The sequence below is a fragment of the Mycobacterium sp. NGS48 genome (assembly GCF_059812585.1).
The window spans coordinates 153,262-171,015 of record NZ_JCALCY010000002.1; the positions used below are offsets into that span (position 1 = coordinate 153,262).

Genomic DNA, 17,754 nt, shown 5'->3' on the forward strand with positions numbered 1-17,754 from the left:
ACCGACCCGTCACTCCTCGGGCAGATGCCGCTGCAGTAACTGCTTTTCACGTCGCGGACTCAATGCTGCCAACCGGATATCGCCGCCGTAGTGCTCGAGCAGGCGCGGGTCCATCACCCGACGCCACAACGGCGGGATCAAGGCCAACAGCAGCATGGTTGCGTAGCCACCCGGGAATTGCGGGGCTTCGTCGCTGTGACGCAATGCCTGATACCGGCGCAACGGATGGGCATGATGATCGGAGTGCCGCTGCAGATGAAACAGGCACACGTTGGCGATCACCGTGTTGCTGTTCCAACTGTGCGCGGCGCGCACCTTTTCGTATCGTCCACTGGGTAGTTTCCGCCGTCGCAGCCCATAGTGCTCCATGTAGTTGACGGCTTCGAGCAGGCACAAGCCAATTACTGCCTGACCGATCAGCCACGGCAGAACGACGACGCCAAACCACGCCGTCAGCCCAGCGAATAGCGCGAAACTCATCAGCCAGGCGCTGAGCACGTCGTTCTTGGCGGACCAGCGCGACTGCCCCTCACGCGCGAGGCGTTTGCCTTCGATTGTCCAGGCGGACCGAAGGCCGCCCGCCACGGAGCGTGGAATGAAGCCGTAGAGGCTCTCTCCCATTCGCGAGCTGGCCGGATCGTCGGCAGTTGCGACCCGCACGTGGTGTCCGCGGTTGTGCTCGACGAAAAAATGTCCGTAACAAGTCTGCGCGAGTGCCACCTTGCTGAGGTTTCTTTCGGCCTGTGGCCGCTTGTGCCCCAACTCGTGGGCGACGTTGATGGCAACGCCGCCGATTATTCCGACCGTCGCCATCAGCCCCAGTTTGTCGACACAAGTCATGGTGAGCCAGCCACCGCCGCTCCACAACCAACAGGCGAACACGACGGACAGGTATTGACCCGGCAGATAAAGATAAGTGGCCCACCGGTAGAAACGGTCGTCCTCTAACTGCGCGAGAACACTGTCTGGCGGATTGTCCGCGTCAGGGCCGACAAGATGGTCGAGCACCGGAATGATCACAAACGCCACGATTGGCGCGAACCACCAGAACCCGCCGAGTTCGGTAAAGCGCACGACCAGCCATGATGCTGCGACGTTGCACGGGACGACAGCCCCAAGTAGCCACAAATACCGCTTTGGGTCGCGCCAGCCAGGGACAGCGCGCAGTCCACGGCCGGCTGTGGTGTTTGCCGTGCTTTGTCGATGATCCGTTGCAGTTTTCGGCCAATCTGGCCGTCCGGTGTCGATGCCATGTGCCTGGTCCGCAGCCGAGCCAGTGAGGAGCATGCGCTAAATCCCTGCTATCGAGTCTGACCGTCTATGTAACGACGTTATCACGGACCCATTACTCGTCAATGACCCCGATTCGATACTGATCGTCTGTTCTGTGATAGATAAAGAGACCAGACCCAGCATGGTGCCGGAGGGTGGCTTCAATTCGACCGGTGACCACGGCTGGCGTCACATGACAGAAACCGGCTGCGACGACAAGGGGCACGATGGCAATCTCGCGACGACGCTTTCTGGGCAACGCCGCGCTGGCTGCCGCGGCGGCCGGCGGTACCGGAGCCGTCCGGTTGGAATCCAACCGCAAACGATCCGCTGCTCGCCGGCACTATGCGGCGATAGTGGTGGGCAGCGGCTACGGCGGTGGGGTGTCGGCCCTGCGACTCGGCCAGGCCGGCGTTGAAACCCTGATCTTGGAGATGGGCAGGTTGTGGAGCACCCGCGACGAGGACGGCAAACGCTTTTCAAAGATGTTGCCGCCCGACACTCGGGCGGGCTGGTTCACTCCACATCCGCCAAGTCTCGTTCCGTCATTTCAGGGCGTTTCGATCGACGCGGTAGCCGAACACATACCGTCGCCGCAGCCAGTGCAGGCCGGCATCTGTGACAAAGTCACGCACGGCTCGCACAACGTGTTTCGCGGCATCGCGGTTGGCGGTGGTTCGATGATCAACGCGGCCATCGCCGCCATTCCCACCCCGGCCCAGGTCCGGGAAACCTTCCCGGACATCGACCCTGCCGAGTTCCTGGGAACATATATGCAACGCGCGCGGGATGAGCTGCTGATCAACTACCGCGACATGCGGTGGTTCGAGGAGACGCCGTGTTTCCAGTACGCACGAGTCGGCCGCCAGTATGCAGCGGCGGCCGGATATCCGGTTGACTACAACGGCAGCGCCTTTTCCTTCCCCTACATCAAATACGAGGAAGCAGGCCAGGTCGAGCGCTCAGCACTCGCGCTCGAGCAGCAGTACGGAAATAACAACGGCCGATTCGGCAGCGTCGATCAGACCTATATCGGCGACGCGCTGGCGACCGGCAACGTCAGCCTGAAACCCCTCACCGAAGTAACCGACATCCGGAGGGAGCCATCCGGTGAGTACGTGGTGTCTACCCGCGAGATCGACCGATGGGGCAACGAGGTCGCGCGTGACGAATTCGGTTGCGATCAGCTGCACCTCGCCGGCGGCGTCATCGGAACCACCAAGCTGTTATTGAGGGCTCGGGATAGCGGGTCGCTGCCTAACCTGAGCGACGAAGTCGGCCGTGGGTACGGAAACAACGGCGACATCATGGTCGCTCACACACTCAATGAGAGCGACCCCGCGGGGACCGACCAATCGGTGATGGGAATGATCAACCTCGACGGCCGCGGCGATCCGGATAATCCGGTGTACGCCAGCATGTTTTCGCTTCCGCTACCGGTTGAGACGTTCACGCTCGGCTATTACGTGATGGTGAAGACGGGCGACCGCGCCGACATCAGCTATGACCGACGTTCGGACTCGATCAGCATCGACTGGCCGGAAGGACATACCGAGCAATTGTGCGCCAAGGCACAAGCAGTTTTCGACAAGATAACGTACGCCAACGGCGTGGACTACCGCGACGACATATTCGAGGGAAACGTCTTCGCGCCGAACACAGTTCACCCGATGGGTGGGTGCGTTCGAAATACCGCCACCGACAGTTATGGCCGGGTCAAGGGATACGACAACCTCTTTGTCAATGACGCGTCTCTGCTGCCCGGTTACCTCGGATGTAATCCGTTTATGTCGATCACTGCGCTCGCCGAAAGAAACATCGAAGGCATCCTTCAAGGTCGCCGCTGATCGGTGCCGTCGGTGCCAGAGGCTTGTCACGCCCATCGAGAACGCGACAGTCCACCGTGTTCAAAGCTGGGCTGCGACAACCGAAAGGCTGTCAAGCCCAGCTGGAACCGACGGCGCTGTCGGTACTGGCCATGTTGCTGCCGGCGGTTTGCACCTTGGAGCCGTGCGCGTTGGCCTGCTCGTATATCACCTGGAAATTACGACCCAGGTCGGTGATGAACTGTTGGCAAGCCACCGAACCGGCACCTCCCCAAAAGTCCCCGGCCGCAAGCACATCGCGAATGATGGCCTGGTGCTCGGCCTCCAAAGCCATCGCCTGCGCGCGAATGGTTGCGCCGTGCGCGTCGACGTCGCCGAATTGGTAATTGATAGTCATTTTCGTTGTCCCAACGTGAGAAAGTGGCTAACTGCTCAAGATCTGTTGCGAGGCCTGTTCTTGCTGCTCGTAGTTGTTGGCATCACGGATCAGCCCGTCGCGCACGCCATGCAGCATGTTCACGATGTTGCGAAACGCGGTATTCATCTGCCCCATTGTGTCGTGCGACGTGATTTGCGCCGTGCCGCTCCAACCGGCGCCGGCAATGTTCTGCGACGACGCCCACATCCGGCGGGCCTCATCTTCAACTGTCTGAGCGTGCACGTCGAAACGGCCCGCCATCGCCCGCATCTGGTCGGGATCGGTCATAAAACGCGTAGGCATCTGACTGCCTCCTTAACTCGAAATCGTCTGTTGTGATGGACAGTGACAGCCGGTTGGGTTATGCGCTCGCGTAACCGCCGACAGAAAATTCAGATGATCCCCTTCCCTTATCCGGCATATACCGGGCGTTGCACCACGGCGGGTTGGAAACCGAGCTTCGCTGTGGCCGCTGGCGGGCCGCTCATACCGCGCGCCGCGTTGGCCAGCATCGGCATCCCGCCGGTCATGCCTCCGGGCCCTCCCGGCAGGACCGCCGTCGTTGCGCTGGCGCCGGCCCCCGGCAACGCCGAACCAACCTGGTTGAATGCCGGAGCGGCTGACGCCCAGCCCTGTGGCACCGAAAGCATTCCGACTGAAGCCGCCCGGCCTGCACCCGCGGTCACGGCCGCGCTGCCCATGCTCGGTGCGCCGAAGGCGCCCGTCCCCAGGCCGAGACCGTTGCCGAACGCCGATCCCAACGCCTGGTTGCCCAAGGCGCCGACGGTCGGCCCCACGGATCGCATGAGCGAGCTTGCCAGGCCGGTCGCCGACATGCCCGAAGAAGACATCGACACAGACGAGCCGGCACCCGACGCCAGGCTGGCGCCCGAGGTGAGCGCCGTGGACGATGAGCTCAGGGTGCTCCAGGACGACAGCGGCGACGTCGACGACGACGATATCGTCGAGACGGCGGGTCCCGACACCGCATTAGGCGCGGCAGCGGTCAGCGATGACACGGTCTGAACTCCTGTGCCGGCAGAGGCAGCACTGGATTGGTCGACCGCCGCGGCTTGTGCGCTCACTCCCCCCACGTTGGTGTTCACCACCGGGGGCGTGAATGGTGCAAAGGTTGACGCCGCCTGCGCTGCAGCCTGATACCCATACATCGCCGCGGCGTCCTGGGCCCACATCTCCATGTAGTGGGCCTCGGTGGCCATAATCGCCGGCGTGTTTTGACCAAAGAAGTTGGTTGCTATCAGCAGCAGCAGAAGGGCTCGGTTAGCGGCGATCACCGGCGGGGGCACCGTCATCGCGAACGCCGCCTCATAAGCGGCCACCGCCACCTTGGCCTGCGCGCCGGTCGTCAGCGCTTGCCCGGCGGTCGCAGTTATCCAGGCCACGTAGGGCGCGGCCGCGGCCGCCATCATCATTGATGACGGGCCCAGCCACACGCTCGTGAGGTCCACAATCACCGAGTGGTAGGACGACGCGGTCGAGTCCAACTCGGCGCCGAGAACATCCCAGGCCGCTGCGACGGCCAGCATCGGGCCCGCTCCCGGACCGGCATACATCAGGCCCGAGTTGATCTCCGGTGGCAACGCCGCGAAATCGAGCATCGATGAACCGCCGAAAAATCAGCCAGCCGCGATCGCGTTGGCGACCTCGGTGGCCGCATACGACCCGGCGCTCGTCCCCAACGCGTTCACGAACATCTCGTGGATCGCAGCCGCTTGGGCGCTGACCGCCTGATACATCTGGGCGTGCATAGCGAACTGCACCGCGGTCGAGGCCGACACTTGATCGGCGGCCGCGGGAACCACCACCGTGGTCGGGGCCGCCGCAGCCGCGTTCTGGGCGCTCATCGATGAGCCGATCCCTTGCAAGGCGCCGGCCGCCGCGATTAGCGCTTCCGGCTGTGTGGTCACGAACGACATGGGCTCCTCCTCATGGACGCGGACCGACCTACAAGCCACCGCAGCCGCTGCGGTGAATGTCCGGCCAAAGCGATGACGCCTGGCACAGTACAAACGGATGATTCAGTGTTAGGCAAAGTATACATACTTTATGAATGATGTGAAGGGCTTCAACAAACTTATAGTACTTCGGCAGGGGAGGATGCGCTGGTGCTGTTGGCCACCAACACGGTCAGCTGCTGATGGAGGCTCCGCTGACGCGGAAGGCCTGCGCCTCCGGTCGTCCCAACCACTCAGCGAGTGACTGGGCCTCGGCATCTTTGCGAGAAAGGATGGGGTCCCGGACCGGCCAGTCGATGCCGATCCGCGGATCGTCCCAGCGCACACCGGACTCGGCCGCCGGGTTGTGGGTCCCTGTCGTCAGGTACTCGACTTCGGCGACATCCGACAGCGCACAGAACCCCCGCGCGAAGGAGGCGGGTGCCCATAGTTGCAAATGGTTTCGTTCGCTGGCGATGATGCTTTCGTACCGGCCCAGCGTGGCCGAGTCCGGGCGGATGTCCACGGCCACAAGGAACGCTTCGCCGCGCACCACACGCATGAGCTTGCCCATTGGCGGATCCCACTGGAAGTGCAGGCCGCGCACCACGTTTCGCACACTGCGGCTGTGATTGAGCTGAACGAACGTGCTAGGCAGGCCGAGTCCGGCGTGTGCGGCGAACTGGTCGGCGCGATACGCCTCCATGAAGAAGCCCCGCTCGTCTTCGAAAACCTCGTGTTCCACGACGAGGACGTCGGGCAGTGAGGTTTGGCTGACCGTCACCTTCATGGTGGCCCTACTGCCGCTGGTTCCTGGGTGAGGTGCCGGACCGCACCGACTCGTTCTGCATCTCGGGGCACCCCAGACCGGTAGGGGTCCGTGGCCTTCCCAGGTTCCGCCTCGGTGAGCGAGGCAACGTACTCGGCGAGCGCCTCCTGCCAGGGCCGCATGATCATGATGTCAAGCTCCTGCAAGCGGCGGTGCGCCAGGATGGAGTACGCGGGACGCCGGACTTTGCGCTCCATTGTCGTCGCAGTCGCCTTATGGATCGGCACTTCGGAGAGGCCGGCCAGACGCAGCGTCTCGGTGGCGAAGGCGTGCCAGGACACCTCGCCCACACCCGTCGCGTGGACGATCCCATAGCCGTTCGTAGCACTCAGCGCCACCAGCTGGCGGGCCAGATCCGGGGTGTACGTCGGCCCCACGACTTCGTCGGTCACCACAGTGAGCTGGCGCTGTTCCCGGGCCAGCTGCAGCATCAGACGCGGGAAGTTCAGCCCGCCCTTGGCGCGGCAGGGTCGCGGGCCGTAGAGACCGGACGTGCGGACCACGAAGGCTCGAGGACAGATGGCCTGGACGAGGTGCTCCCCGGCCAGCTTGGAAGCGCCATAGACATTGAGGGGTCCAGGCAGGTCGCGCTCGTCATAAGGCGACCCCTTCGCACCGTCGAACACATAGTCCGTGCTGATGTGGATGAGGGCTGCCCTCATGTGCGCAGCGGCTGCCGCCACGTTGCGCGCGCCCATCGCATTGACGGCGTACGCAGAGGGTTGATCCTCCTCGCAGCGGTCGAGATGGTGGAAGGCGGCCGTATTGACGACAAGTGATGGGCGCGCCGCGGACACCGCGGCCAGAACGGCCGGTCTATCCGTGACGTCCACGTCGGAGTGGCCCAGCCCCACCACATCCCGCCCCGCCGATCTGAAGGCATCGACGACGTCGGCGCCCAGCTGGCCGGTCGCCCCCAGAACGAGCACGCGCGCAGCGGCCATGGCCTATGCCGCCTTCGGAGCCCGGGCCTTGAGACCGCTCACTCCCATCCCGTCGGCTGTGAGGGCGCGGAATGTCGCGATGTTGTAGTAAGCCGGGTTATCCAGGTCGGCGAACGCATTTCGGTTCTGGATGAGGTCGCCGACAATCTTGTCGATGTCGTAGCTGGGCTTGAAGCCGAGATGCACCCGTGCCCGGTCTACCGACACTTTGTAGTTCCGCACGTCGGCCTTCTCGAGGATCTCGAGCTCTGGCTCGAGATCGAGGTTCCGCGTGAGCGATTCGCCTACCTGGTCGGCGAGGGCGCCCAGCGTTGTGTTCTCCGACGCCACGTTGAATGTCCCGCTTACGGAGGGAGCCGCCTCGACGGCACGGACATATGCGGCCACCGCATCCTGGATGGCCAGGATGGGCCGCCAGATAGCTGGGTTGCTCACGACGATGCGACCGTCCTGCAAGGCCGTCTTGAACATTGTGTTGATGACTAAGTCCAGCCTCATCCGTGGGCTGTAGCCGCAGACGGTGCCCTTGCGCAAGATGATGACACTGAACGAGCGGTCCTCAAGGTGGCGGACGCCCGCCTCGGCCTGCAGCTTGCTGATGCCGTAGGGGTGTGCGGTGCTGGTCGGCGAGTCCTCATCCCAGAGCTCGTCCTCGGTGAAGCCGTAGACCGAGCAGGACGACGCGAGGATGAAGCGGCGTGCCCCGGCGCGCTTGGCGAGGTAGGCCAGGTTGGCTGGTGCCGCCGCGTTGTGAACGTAATTGAGAGCCGGGTTGAACTCCGCCATCGGGTCGTTCGAGAGGCCTGCCAGGAAGATGACCACGTCGGTCCCGGCCAGATCCGCCTCGGTGAGGGACATGACGTCCTTTCGGACGAGCGGTATCTCCGCAGGCAGATGGTTGCCGAACCAGCCCAGGTCAGCGGCCGTGACAGCGTACCCGCGGGCGGCCAAACGGGGTGCCAGCACTGTTCCGACGTAGCCGGCACCGCCGGCGATCAAGATTCTCATGGCTCTATCGGCTCCTTCAACAACGCGGGACCGCCGTCGCGGTGACGACGACCGCAGCCATAGGCTCGCGCGGCAAACGGATAATTCAGTTCTAGGGCAGTGTACATACTTTTTGCATGATGTGAGCCAGATTTCAAACTTATAGTATTGGTCCCTAGCCGCGGACTGAGCCAGCCAGACTCCGGAACTCGACGCCTTGCTGTGCCAGACGCTCCCGGCCAGGCAGTGAATCGGCGGACTCGACCAGCCCGAGCAGCGAGTCGGAACGAAATGGAAACGGGACACCTGCGCCCTCGAGCAGCCGGAGGATGGCCATAACGAGGCCTGCGGGAACTGGCAGGCTAAGCCGGCGCTTGTGCTCCGGTGACAGGCCCGTGAAGATCGAAGACAGGTCGAGCGACTGCGGATTGGCGAGTCCCATGATCTCGCCCGACAGCTCGTCGTAGCGGTCGATGACCCTCATGATTGTTTGCGCGACATCGTCCTCGTGCGCGAGGAACAGTTTCGCCGCTTTGAAGCGCGGCCAAAGCGGGAGACGCGAGATTTTCCGTAGCGTGCCCGCCATGCCACCGGGCGATTCTCCGTAAACGAGACCTGGACGGACCACCACGCAACCCAAGTCCAGGGCAGTGCGTTCCACGGCGAGCTTCATCAAGCCGTAAGTTTGTCGTGTGCCGAAATAGGCGGACATCGAAGAAACGAACACCACCTTCTGGACGCCGGCAGTCACGGCGGCTTCGATCAGCCTGCGGGAGCCGATCACGTTCTCGTGCCAAAGTTGGCTCGTATCTTTTCCGCTCAGAACCCAAGCAGCGTGGATCAGCGCGTCGACGTCGCGGAAAAGCGCCCCGTCGATGGGTCGATCGAGCTCGAAGTGGCGCCATTCGCTGACCGCGCGTTCCGGGCGCCGACGCGTGAACGCGACCACTTCGTCGCCGCGACTCGAAAACCGATCCGACAGAACCGATCCCAGATAACCGGTCGCACCCGTGATCGCCACCCGCGAAGAGGTCATCACGATGCCCTTGCGGCTTCGGTGGCGATTCGGTGCGCATTCGCCATGATCGTCAACGTGAACGTGGTCGCTGCAACCGTCGGAAACACCGAGGCGTCGACGAGATGGACGTTGCGCCACGGCCCCACCCGACCCAGGAGGTCGCTGGAGAACTCGCCGACAGGCTTGGCGTGCATGGGAAACGACCCCCCGTAGTGGTAGCTCTTTGCGGGCCCCGAGAGCTTCGTTTGACCTGGTATCGGGTGAAGATCGAGCGTTCGACCGCAACGCCGCAGGCGCCGGGTCACCCGATCCAGCATGGGCTTCGTCGCCTCATTCGCGCCTGAAGTCACGCGGATTGGTGGCAGAGAACCGTCAGCGTTCGCTCGCCCGATGCGAAGCTCAACAGGAGGCGAGGCCCACGAGGGCAAGTAACCGAGGCCGACCGTCAGGCGCCGAAGACCCGTTCTCGTCACTGCGCTGAGCCGGCCAGAGGTCAAGAATCCCGGGAGCGCCGCCAACATAATGTCGTTGTACGGGTAACAGTGGACGAGTGCGGCTTCCTTGCCGTCGCTGTCGAAGGCGACGAACAGATTGAACTGATTGAGAGTGAACTCGCCATCCTGGGTGAGCTCGGGAACCGGTCTCAGCGATAGGAACGGCATCATGAACTGTACGGACTCGGCCAACATCACCGAGCGATCCGTGAGTCCCAGAGAACCTGCGACGATCCTCGTCGTGCCGATAGCTCCGGCGCCCATAAAGACCCGATCCGCACCGAAAACCCGGCGCTGTCCGGTATCGACTTCGGTGGCGTGAACCGTCACGCGGCCCGCCGCATCCTCGTCGATGCGGTCAACCCGCGTTCCGGACCGATAGTCCACCCTTTTTCTGGCTCTCAGTTGGTCGAAAGTCTGCGACGCGGAGTAGATCAGCTGGTACGGACAGCCGGTCATGCACAGGCCGACGCGTCGACACGCCGACCCCTTCAGCGCGAGACGGGCGTGCCCAACTGTCACCCCGTGTCGCCGCACCGCGATCCGCTGCCGCTCATACCTCTGCAGCACAGACGACGTGCGGTGAGTAACTTGCGGCAGATGATCGGGACTACCCATCAGCGGAAAGGTTTCCTCGAGGTCGTCGGACTCGCCCGAATACGGGATCTGCCTGAGGATTTCGCGGTAGTGCGGTTCCATATTCAGCCGTGAGATGGGCCACGTCCTAAACGTCCCCGATGAGTACGGCATCAGCTGTGCCCCCCACGTGTTCGAGAAGCCTCCGTATGCTCCAGACACCACCAGCGGGTTGGCTTCGCCGTCCGTGTCGATGTCGTCAAGTTGCCCCGAGTTCTCGAAGACAAAATTCGATCCGTAGATCTGCTTGATGGGCAGTCGGCCCGCCGACGTGGCTTTCGGAGGTGACGAGACTAACTGCAGATCCTCCGGACTCCACCGTTCCGGCGATGTGCTTGCCAAGGCCGCCCGGGCAGCCTGTCGCCCGCCCTCAAGCTGGGTGCCCAGATCCAAAACGGTGATGGTTGCCTCACGGACCTGTTCCAGCGCCAAGGCAGCAGCCGCCGCCGAGGGACCAGATCCGACGATCACGATGTCCATGGGACGCCGAAACTACGTTGCTCGGGGCGTCGTGCGGACTGTCACGGATGTCCCATAAGCCGCAGGGTACTTGTTGGCCCGCATTGCACTCCTCATGTATCCGCTGAGGTCTTTTTAGATGTACGCGGTTTGTTCTCAGATGCTAACCTGGCTACTTGCATGTCACGTATGAAATAGAAGACTATCAGTCATCCATCCATTCACCCAGACGGCATCCCCGCCGCCGACGGACCCACTGGAAGCACTTATGCCCGATCTCGACTCGGCCATGCGATACGCGAGCCATCCCCCCGTCGAGCGCATGCCGCCGATGTACTTCTCAACCGCCGGCCATTGGTCTGCTCCTTGAGATTGACGCAGAAGGAAGGCCTGGCGATGATGCGAAACTATTGTGCGCCAGGGGTATTCATGACAAGAATCGCTAAGGCGTGCACGCCCGCGTTGCGCTCATCGGCGGGAATGATCGCGGTCGCTGCCGTCGTTCTGAGCGCCTGCGCGACGTCGAGCGCACCGGCTGCCCCGCAGGGCGCCCCGGCGAACCTGGGCGGGACGTTTGCCACGACGGCGCAGGTGCTGGAAGCCGTCAGGGCAGCCCAAACCATCGACATCCTGCCCGAATCGGTGCGCTACTTCCTGACCAAGGCGGACTGGCCCATGCCCACCGGGCACTTCGCCTGCCACGAGGTCGACGCTGATGAGGTTGGCCTTCCCGCCAACATTCTCGACCCCTCCGTATCAGAATTCGGCCAATGTGCCGCGGGCGCGGAGCACGGCACCAAGCTCATGATTACGTTCGGGGATTCCCGTGCCGGCATGTGGGGGGCGGCGCTCGAAGGCATAGCGGCAAAGAACGGCTATCAACTGCGGACCTTCCACATGGCCAACTGTCCACCTCTCGACCTGCATTTCTTCTCGTATGAAAAACACGCGCCCGACGACGCCTGCTACCAATTCCGCCGAAGCGCGATCACCGCGATACGACATCTGCATCCAGACCTCGTCGTCCTGGCCAGCTTCAGCACCCACATGCTCGCCGACGGCAGCCAACCGACCGCCACTCAGTGGCAACAAGGCTTGGAGCCGACCTTTCGCGAACTGGCCCAACCCGGAACACAGTTGGCGATGTTCGGCGATATACCCGACTGGGAAAAAAACGACGCGCACTGCCTGGCGGGCCACGCTGCGGCAGTCCAGAGGTGCAGCGTGCCGACAGCTGAGGGCGTGCCGTCAGGAAATCTCGATGCCGAACGGATTGCCGCATCGGCAACCGGAGCGCTCTACATCCCCACCCTGCAGTGGGTGTGCGCCGATCGTTGCGAACCCGTCATCGCCGACATCCGGGTGTACCAAGACCAATACCACTTCACCGACTCGTACACGAAGTATCTGACCGGCGCCGTCGACGATGCACTCAAACCGGCACTCACCTAAGTCGGCGACGATGGACCTTCGCGCGCAATCGGTCTCGCATACCCCCTCGCCGGTTGCTGTGCGCGTGGTGCCCGATCTGCGCGCTGGTCGCAGACTTGGCTGCCCGACTCTCGCCGGGACCGCAATATGAACCGCAACATCTCGCGCAGGACATTTCTGCATGGCGCAAGCCGCATTGCCGCGGTCGGCGCACTTTCGGGATTCGTCGGGAGCGCCGTCCTGAATGCCCAAACTTTGAGCGATTCCAATATCCCCCCTCCCGGTGTGAAATTTCGTGGAGTCAACTTCGCCAACAACTTCACCCAGACGACAGCTGCTGACGGCAACGACATCTGGGCTTCCCTATGGGGTGTCTGGAACTGGGACGGCCTCATCGCTCCGCAATTGGACGACATCGCCAAAATCGCCAACGCGGTCCGCATCATCGGCAACACGCTGGTTATGGCGCTCGAAAGCATCACCCTCAGTCAGTACCTTGCCCGATGGCAGCAGTTCCTCGACCACGCCCAATCGCTCGGGCTCTTTGTCTACCCGTGCGGCGGTGATTTGGGGCATTGGGGCAACTACACCTGGACGCAGTCCGCCCAGACGTACACCCAGCTCGCCCAACTGCTCAAGAGCTATCCCAACGTCATCGGTGTTGACATTGTCAATGAAGCGTCTCAGCCGCTGGAGCTGGTGGGCTGGACGTACAACCAGCCAGAACCCGTCGCTGAGCTGTTGACCGGTCTGGGTAGCATCGTCCGGTCCGTCGGGCTGCCGATCACCTATTCCCGCAGCGTCGCGAACAGCAGCGGGTGGACGCAGCCTTACTTCACCGACGACCTGGGTGATTTTCTCGACTTCCATGTCTACTACCTGCCGAAAGCCACAGACTCTCTTCAGGCGTACGGTCAGTCCAGCAGTGTCGACAAACGGCTGATCATTGGAGAGTTCGGTGTCAACAACACGTTCTCACCGGAGTATCGAGCCGCCTATTACAACGCGATGCGGGTCATGACTGACAACGATCCCCGCTGTATGGGCGCGCTCGCTTGGTCCGCCTACGACATTGGCCCAACGACGGACATGCAGTGGGGGTTGTTCGACCAACAGCGGCAGCTGCGTCCAGACATTGGTCAACCGTTCTCCGAGTTCCCGGTGCGGTAGTGACTTCCTCGGTGGCCACGTAGGTCGCGTGAACACAACCAGCGAAGTGCACCAATGACCAATTCACGGCGTGTGATCCTGATCGGATCGCTGATGGCCACCACTGGGCTTACGCTGGTGCTGGGTGTCACCGATCCGGCCCCACCCCTGACCTACCCGACCCGGTTCTTCGTATGGAATCTCGTGTTGGCATGTATCCCGATGTTCTTTGCGGTTGGTTTCGCCACGGTGCGCCGGCGGATCTGGTTGATTCCGCTGGGGTTGGGGTGGCTCGTGTTCCTGCCCAATGCCCCTTATCTGCTGACCGACCTGGTGCACTTAGGAACCGACGTCGAATTGTGGCGGCACGTCATGCAATACGGGGCGGCAGCCTGGACCGGCGTCATCCTCGGGGTGGTGTCGATGCTCCTGGTATGTCGGCGGATCGAGCGCGAGTTCGGGGCGGTAACCGGATGGATCGCGGCCGTCGTCTCGGTCGGCTTGTGCGCGGTTGGTGTGGTGATCGGGCGGTTCCAGCGGTGGAACTCCTGGGACTTGGTGACGCAGCCGCGCGCGGTGGCGGCGACGACGCTCGACTGGGTGCGTTCGCCGCTTGCCTACGTCCAGCCGACCGGTGTGGCACTCGCGGTTGGGGCCATCTTCGGGCTGGCATACCTGACGCTGTGGTCCCTTTGGCCCTCCCCTGGATCAGTGCGCGCATTGGTGCCGGCGGATGAGTCCGCGTCGGCGAAATAAGTCCACCCGACGGCGTCCGGTGAAGTGACATGTGTCGGGTCTGTGGTCCACGGTTTGGTAACAGGATGCGCCTCAGTTAGGCAGATTTTTTCTCTGCTATTTACAAAACTAAAAGTTTTACAGTCTCAGGTGTTCTATGCCAAACTGTATGGGTGCTCCGGGGTCAAGTGCATCGTCGGTACCCCCGTTTGCGTGGGGCGGCAACGGCGTGATGACGGACACGATGACGGCGAACGGCGGCGCGACTATCGCATCGCAGGATGCCGTCGGCAGTCGACCGCGAGCCCGGAATGTCATCGCCTCGCCGCTGGCGGAACACGGCGACGGCGGCGATCGGTTTCGTGGGGACATCGAGGGCATGCGCGCCATTGCAGTAGGGCTCGTGCTTTTGTTTCACGGCTACGGCAAGCCCTTTAACGGCGGTTTCGTCGGTGTGGATGTCTTTTTCGTCATCTCCGGGTTCTTGATCACGGGCATCCTCCTTCACGAGCAGATCAAAGACGGCCGAATTTCCATCGGGCGCTTCTACGCCCGGCGGGTGCGTCGCATATTGCCGGCGTCGACTCTCATGGTGCTCGTCACGATCGTCGCGGCCTATCAACTGCTCGGCTTCATCTCCGGCAACGAACTGGCCAACGATGCCAAATGGACAGCTGTGTTCGCGGCGAACATCCACTTCGCCCGGGTAGGGACCGACTACCTCGGATCGCAACTACCACCGTCACCTCTGCAGCACATGTGGTCGCTCGGTGTCGAGGAGCAGTTCTACCTGGTATGGCCAAGTCTCTTCCTGTTGCTGGTCGTCATTGTTCGCCGTTTGAGGCGCCGCAACATATCCGGTGTGCTGGCAACCTTGTTGCTGGTAATCATCGGCGCCTCGGTTGCGTGGTCGGTTGTTGAGACATCGTCGAACGCAACGTGGGCATACTTTTCGCCCTTGACCCGGGCTTGGGAGCTTGCGCTGGGAGCTTTGGTCGCAGTGGGCGGGTCCGCGGTTTCACGAGTGCCTACGTGGGTTTGCCAGGTGGCCGCGCTATCAGGACTGGCCGGGATCGTGGTCGGCGCGCTGACCCTAACGCCGTCCATGCCATATCCCGGTTGGAGAGTGGCGTTCCCAGTTGTGGGTAGCGCGCTGCTGATCTGGGCCGGATGCGGCAATCCGCAGACTGTCATCGGCCGCGTTCTATCGGTTCGGCCGATGCAATGGTTAGGGGCGCGATCCTATTCGCTGTATCTGTGGCACTGGCCGCTTCTCATGATCGGTGCCCAGTACGCCGGGCATCATCTCAGCACGTGGCAGAACTCAGGTTTGCTTCTGGCTGCGGTCGCGGCATCGGCGATCACATTTCGGCTGGTTGAGAACCCCGTGCGCAACTCCCGCTTCTTGAAGTCTCGAACGGGACTGACTCTCGCGATCGGGGTCGTCCTGACTTTGTTGACAATCGGCGTAGCACAGTGGCAGATTGCTTCACACTTCGGAACCTGGAATCCGTTGGTGACGAGCGGATTTCCATCATGATCTCACCCCGTGGCGCATTGCGCTGTTCGGCCGCCATCGCAGCGGCCGCCGCTGTGGTTCTGAGCGGCTGTGCGCCGGCTGCCCCACTGGGCGGGCCGACTGGCCCCGGCCGGACATCTGCCACGACGGCGCAAGTGCTCGAAGCCGTCAAGGCGGCTCAAACCATCGACGTGCTGCCCAATTCGGTGGCCGCTTCGCTGACGAAAGCGGACTTGGCCAAGGCCAGCGGACGCTTCGACTGTCACGCGATCGCGCTTCCGCCCAGTTTCGTTGACTTCTCCAAGTCAGAGTGGGGGCACGAATTCGGGCAGTGTGCAGCGGGTGCTGAGAAGGGCACCAAGCTCATGGTCATCCTCGGAGATTCCCGTGCCGGGATGTGGGGGGCGGCACTCGAAGGTGTGGCCGCAAAGAACGGCTATAAGCTCCGAACGTTTTACATGAATAGCTGTCCGGCTCCCGATCTCCGTTTCATGTCGTATCAGACCCATGCGCCGAACGACGAGTGTTACCAATTCCATCGGAGCGCGATCGCCGCAATCCGAGATCTGCATCCAGATCTGGCCATCGTGACCAGCTTCAGCACCCAGATGCTCGCCAACGGCAGCCAACCAACCGCCGCTCAGTGGCAGAAAGGCCTGTCCTCGACTTTCCGAGAACTGGCACGACCCGGAACAAGGTTGGCGATGCTCGGCGCCATTCCGGAGTGGGAGAAAAACGATCCCCACTGCCTGGCGGCCCACGTCACGGCAGTACAGAAGTGCAGCGTGCCGACCGCAGAAGCCACGCCGACAAATCTCGAAGCCGAGCAAGCGGCCGTATCGGCATTTGGCGGGCTGTACATCCCGACCATGGCATGGGTGTGTGCGGATCGTTGTGAACCCGTCATCGCCGATATGCGGGTGTACAACGAGCGATACCACTTCAGCAAGTCATATACGGCCTATCTGACCGATACGGTTGGCGGAGCATTGCAACCGGCACTTGCCCAGGTTGGCGACGGGCGCATCAAATGAGGGTATTCGAGCTGGCGATGGCCCGAAACCGTGGTGTGCCAAAGGTATTCATCACAGCGATAGCCGCGTTCGCCGCCGTCGTTCTGAGCGCCTGCTCGACGTCGCACGCGCCGGCTGCCCCACCGGGCGCGTCGGCGAACCCGGTGCGGACATTCGCCACGACGGCGCAGGTTCTCGGAGCCGTCAAGGCGGCCCAAAGCATGAACGAGCTGCCCGATACGGTGGGCTTCCTGACCAAAGTGGACTGGTCGATGGCCACCGAACACTTCGCCTGCCACGAGGTCGACGCTGATGAGATCGGGCTTCTTACCGACATTCTCGACGCCACCAGAGGATCAGAATTCGGCCAATGTGCCGCGGGTGCGGAGCACGGCACCAAGCTCATGGTTACGTTCGGGGATTCCCGTGCCGGGATGTGGGGGGCGGCGCTCGAAGGCATAGCGGCTAAGAACGGCTATCAACTGCGGACCTTCCACATGGCCAACTGTTCGCCGCTCGACCTGCATTTCCGCTCGTATGAAACACATGCGCCCGACGACGCCTGCTACCAATTCCGTCAAAGCGCGATCACCGCGATACGACGTCTGCATCCAGACCTCGTCATCGTGACCAGCTTCAGCACCCACATGCTCGCCGACGGCAGCCAACCGACCGCCGCTCAGTGGCAACAAGGCTTGGAGTCGACCTTTCGCGAACTGACCCAACCCGGAACACAGTTGGCGATGTTCGGCGACATACCCCACTGGGAAAAAAACGACCCGCGCTGCCTGGCGGGCCACGTCATGGCAGTCCAGAAGTGCAGCGTGCCGAAAGCAGCGGGCGTGCCGTCAGGAAATCTCGATGCCGAACGGACTGCCGCATCGGCAACCGGAGCGCTCTACATCCCCACCCTGCAGTGGGTGTGCGCCGAGCGTTGCGAACCTGTCATCGCCGACATCCGGGTGTACCAGGACCAATACCACTTCACCGACTCGTACACGAAGTATCTGACCGGTGCCGTCGATGATGCACTCAAACCGGCACTGACCTAGTTTGGCGATGGGACATC

The 17,754-nt window shown here is 62.6% G+C and carries 17 protein-coding genes; 7 read left to right on the forward strand and 10 right to left on the reverse strand.

Going from position 1 to position 17,754, the window contains the following annotated elements; all coding sequences use genetic code 11:
* Positions 1–9 precede the first annotated feature (9 nt).
* Positions 10–1,167: an alkane 1-monooxygenase gene (locus AC5Y42_RS04405; protein WP_499896750.1), complete on the reverse strand. Its 1,158-nt coding sequence runs from the start codon at positions 1,165–1,167 to the stop codon at positions 10–12.
* Between the two features lie 332 nt (positions 1,168–1,499).
* Between AC5Y42_RS04405 and AC5Y42_RS04410 the strand changes: the two genes are divergently transcribed.
* A complete protein-coding gene (locus AC5Y42_RS04410; RefSeq protein WP_499896097.1) occupies positions 1,500–3,119 on the forward strand; it encodes a GMC oxidoreductase in 1,620 nt (539 codons plus the stop codon).
* 91 nt (positions 3,120–3,210) lie between these two features.
* Here AC5Y42_RS04410 and AC5Y42_RS04415 read toward each other — a convergent pair whose 3' ends face one another.
* The 9 genes from AC5Y42_RS04415 to AC5Y42_RS04455 all read right to left on the reverse strand — a co-directional run bounded on the left by AC5Y42_RS04415 (position 3,211) and on the right by AC5Y42_RS04455 (position 10,859).
* Positions 3,211–3,495: a WXG100 family type VII secretion target gene (locus tag AC5Y42_RS04415; protein ID WP_499896099.1), complete on the reverse strand. Its 285-nt coding sequence runs from the start codon at positions 3,493–3,495 to the stop codon at positions 3,211–3,213.
* 27 nt (positions 3,496–3,522) lie between these two features.
* A complete protein-coding gene (locus AC5Y42_RS04420; protein ID WP_499896100.1) occupies positions 3,523–3,819 on the reverse strand; it encodes a WXG100 family type VII secretion target in 297 nt (98 codons plus the stop codon).
* Positions 3,820–3,926: 107 nt separating this feature from the next.
* Positions 3,927–5,135: a PPE family protein gene (locus tag AC5Y42_RS04425; protein WP_499896102.1), complete on the reverse strand. Its 1,209-nt coding sequence runs from the start codon at positions 5,133–5,135 to the stop codon at positions 3,927–3,929.
* Between the two features lie 18 nt (positions 5,136–5,153).
* Positions 5,154–5,453, reverse strand: a complete 300-nt coding sequence (locus tag AC5Y42_RS04430) for a PE family protein (RefSeq protein WP_499896104.1) — start codon at positions 5,451–5,453, stop codon at positions 5,154–5,156.
* A 211-nt stretch (positions 5,454–5,664) separates the two neighbouring features.
* The gene (gene rfbC / locus AC5Y42_RS04435) at positions 5,665–6,261 is read right to left on the reverse strand and encodes a dTDP-4-dehydrorhamnose 3,5-epimerase (protein WP_499896106.1); all 597 of its coding nucleotides are present in this window, start codon (positions 6,259–6,261) and stop codon (positions 5,665–5,667) included.
* Positions 6,258–7,244, reverse strand: coding sequence for a dTDP-4-dehydrorhamnose reductase (gene rfbD / locus AC5Y42_RS04440; RefSeq protein ID WP_499896108.1), 987 nt, complete (start codon positions 7,242–7,244; stop codon positions 6,258–6,260). The genes rfbC and rfbD overlap by 4 nt, the downstream gene beginning before the upstream one ends.
* A 3-nt stretch (positions 7,245–7,247) precedes the next feature.
* Entirely contained in the window at positions 7,248–8,252 is a 1,005-nt protein-coding gene (locus tag AC5Y42_RS04445) for an NAD-dependent epimerase/dehydratase family protein (RefSeq protein ID WP_499896110.1), read from the reverse strand.
* Between the two features lie 154 nt (positions 8,253–8,406).
* Positions 8,407–9,267: an NAD-dependent epimerase/dehydratase family protein gene (locus AC5Y42_RS04450; RefSeq protein WP_499896112.1), complete on the reverse strand. Its 861-nt coding sequence runs from the start codon at positions 9,265–9,267 to the stop codon at positions 8,407–8,409.
* Positions 9,267–10,859: a GMC family oxidoreductase gene (locus AC5Y42_RS04455; RefSeq protein WP_499896113.1), complete on the reverse strand. Its 1,593-nt coding sequence runs from the start codon at positions 10,857–10,859 to the stop codon at positions 9,267–9,269. The genes AC5Y42_RS04450 and AC5Y42_RS04455 overlap by 1 nt, the downstream gene beginning before the upstream one ends.
* A gap of 408 nt (positions 10,860–11,267) precedes the next feature.
* On the opposite strand from AC5Y42_RS04455, the gene AC5Y42_RS04460 reads away from it, so the two are divergent.
* The 6 genes from AC5Y42_RS04460 (at position 11,268) to AC5Y42_RS04485 (ending at position 17,737) form a co-directional block, all read left to right on the forward strand.
* Positions 11,268–12,290: an SGNH hydrolase domain-containing protein gene (locus AC5Y42_RS04460; RefSeq protein ID WP_499896114.1), complete on the forward strand. Its 1,023-nt coding sequence runs from the start codon at positions 11,268–11,270 to the stop codon at positions 12,288–12,290.
* Positions 12,291–12,416: 126 nt separating this feature from the next.
* Entirely contained in the window at positions 12,417–13,439 is a 1,023-nt protein-coding gene (locus AC5Y42_RS04465; protein ID WP_499896115.1) for a glycoside hydrolase family 5 protein, read from the forward strand.
* A gap of 54 nt (positions 13,440–13,493) precedes the next feature.
* Positions 13,494–14,174 (forward strand): DUF1361 domain-containing protein, encoded by a 681-nt coding sequence (locus AC5Y42_RS04470; protein ID WP_499896117.1) that lies wholly within the window; start codon positions 13,494–13,496, stop codon positions 14,172–14,174.
* A 223-nt stretch (positions 14,175–14,397) separates the two neighbouring features.
* A complete protein-coding gene (locus tag AC5Y42_RS04475; protein ID WP_499896119.1) occupies positions 14,398–15,693 on the forward strand; it encodes an acyltransferase family protein in 1,296 nt (431 codons plus the stop codon).
* On the forward strand, positions 15,690–16,706 hold the full coding sequence (locus tag AC5Y42_RS04480; RefSeq protein ID WP_499896121.1) for an SGNH hydrolase domain-containing protein: 1,017 nt from the start codon (positions 15,690–15,692) through the stop codon (positions 16,704–16,706). The genes AC5Y42_RS04475 and AC5Y42_RS04480 overlap by 4 nt, the downstream gene beginning before the upstream one ends.
* Positions 16,703–17,737: an SGNH hydrolase domain-containing protein gene (locus AC5Y42_RS04485; RefSeq protein ID WP_499896123.1), complete on the forward strand. Its 1,035-nt coding sequence runs from the start codon at positions 16,703–16,705 to the stop codon at positions 17,735–17,737. Before AC5Y42_RS04480 ends, AC5Y42_RS04485 begins: the two co-directional genes overlap by 4 nt.
* The last annotated feature ends 17 nt before the right edge of the window (positions 17,738–17,754 follow it).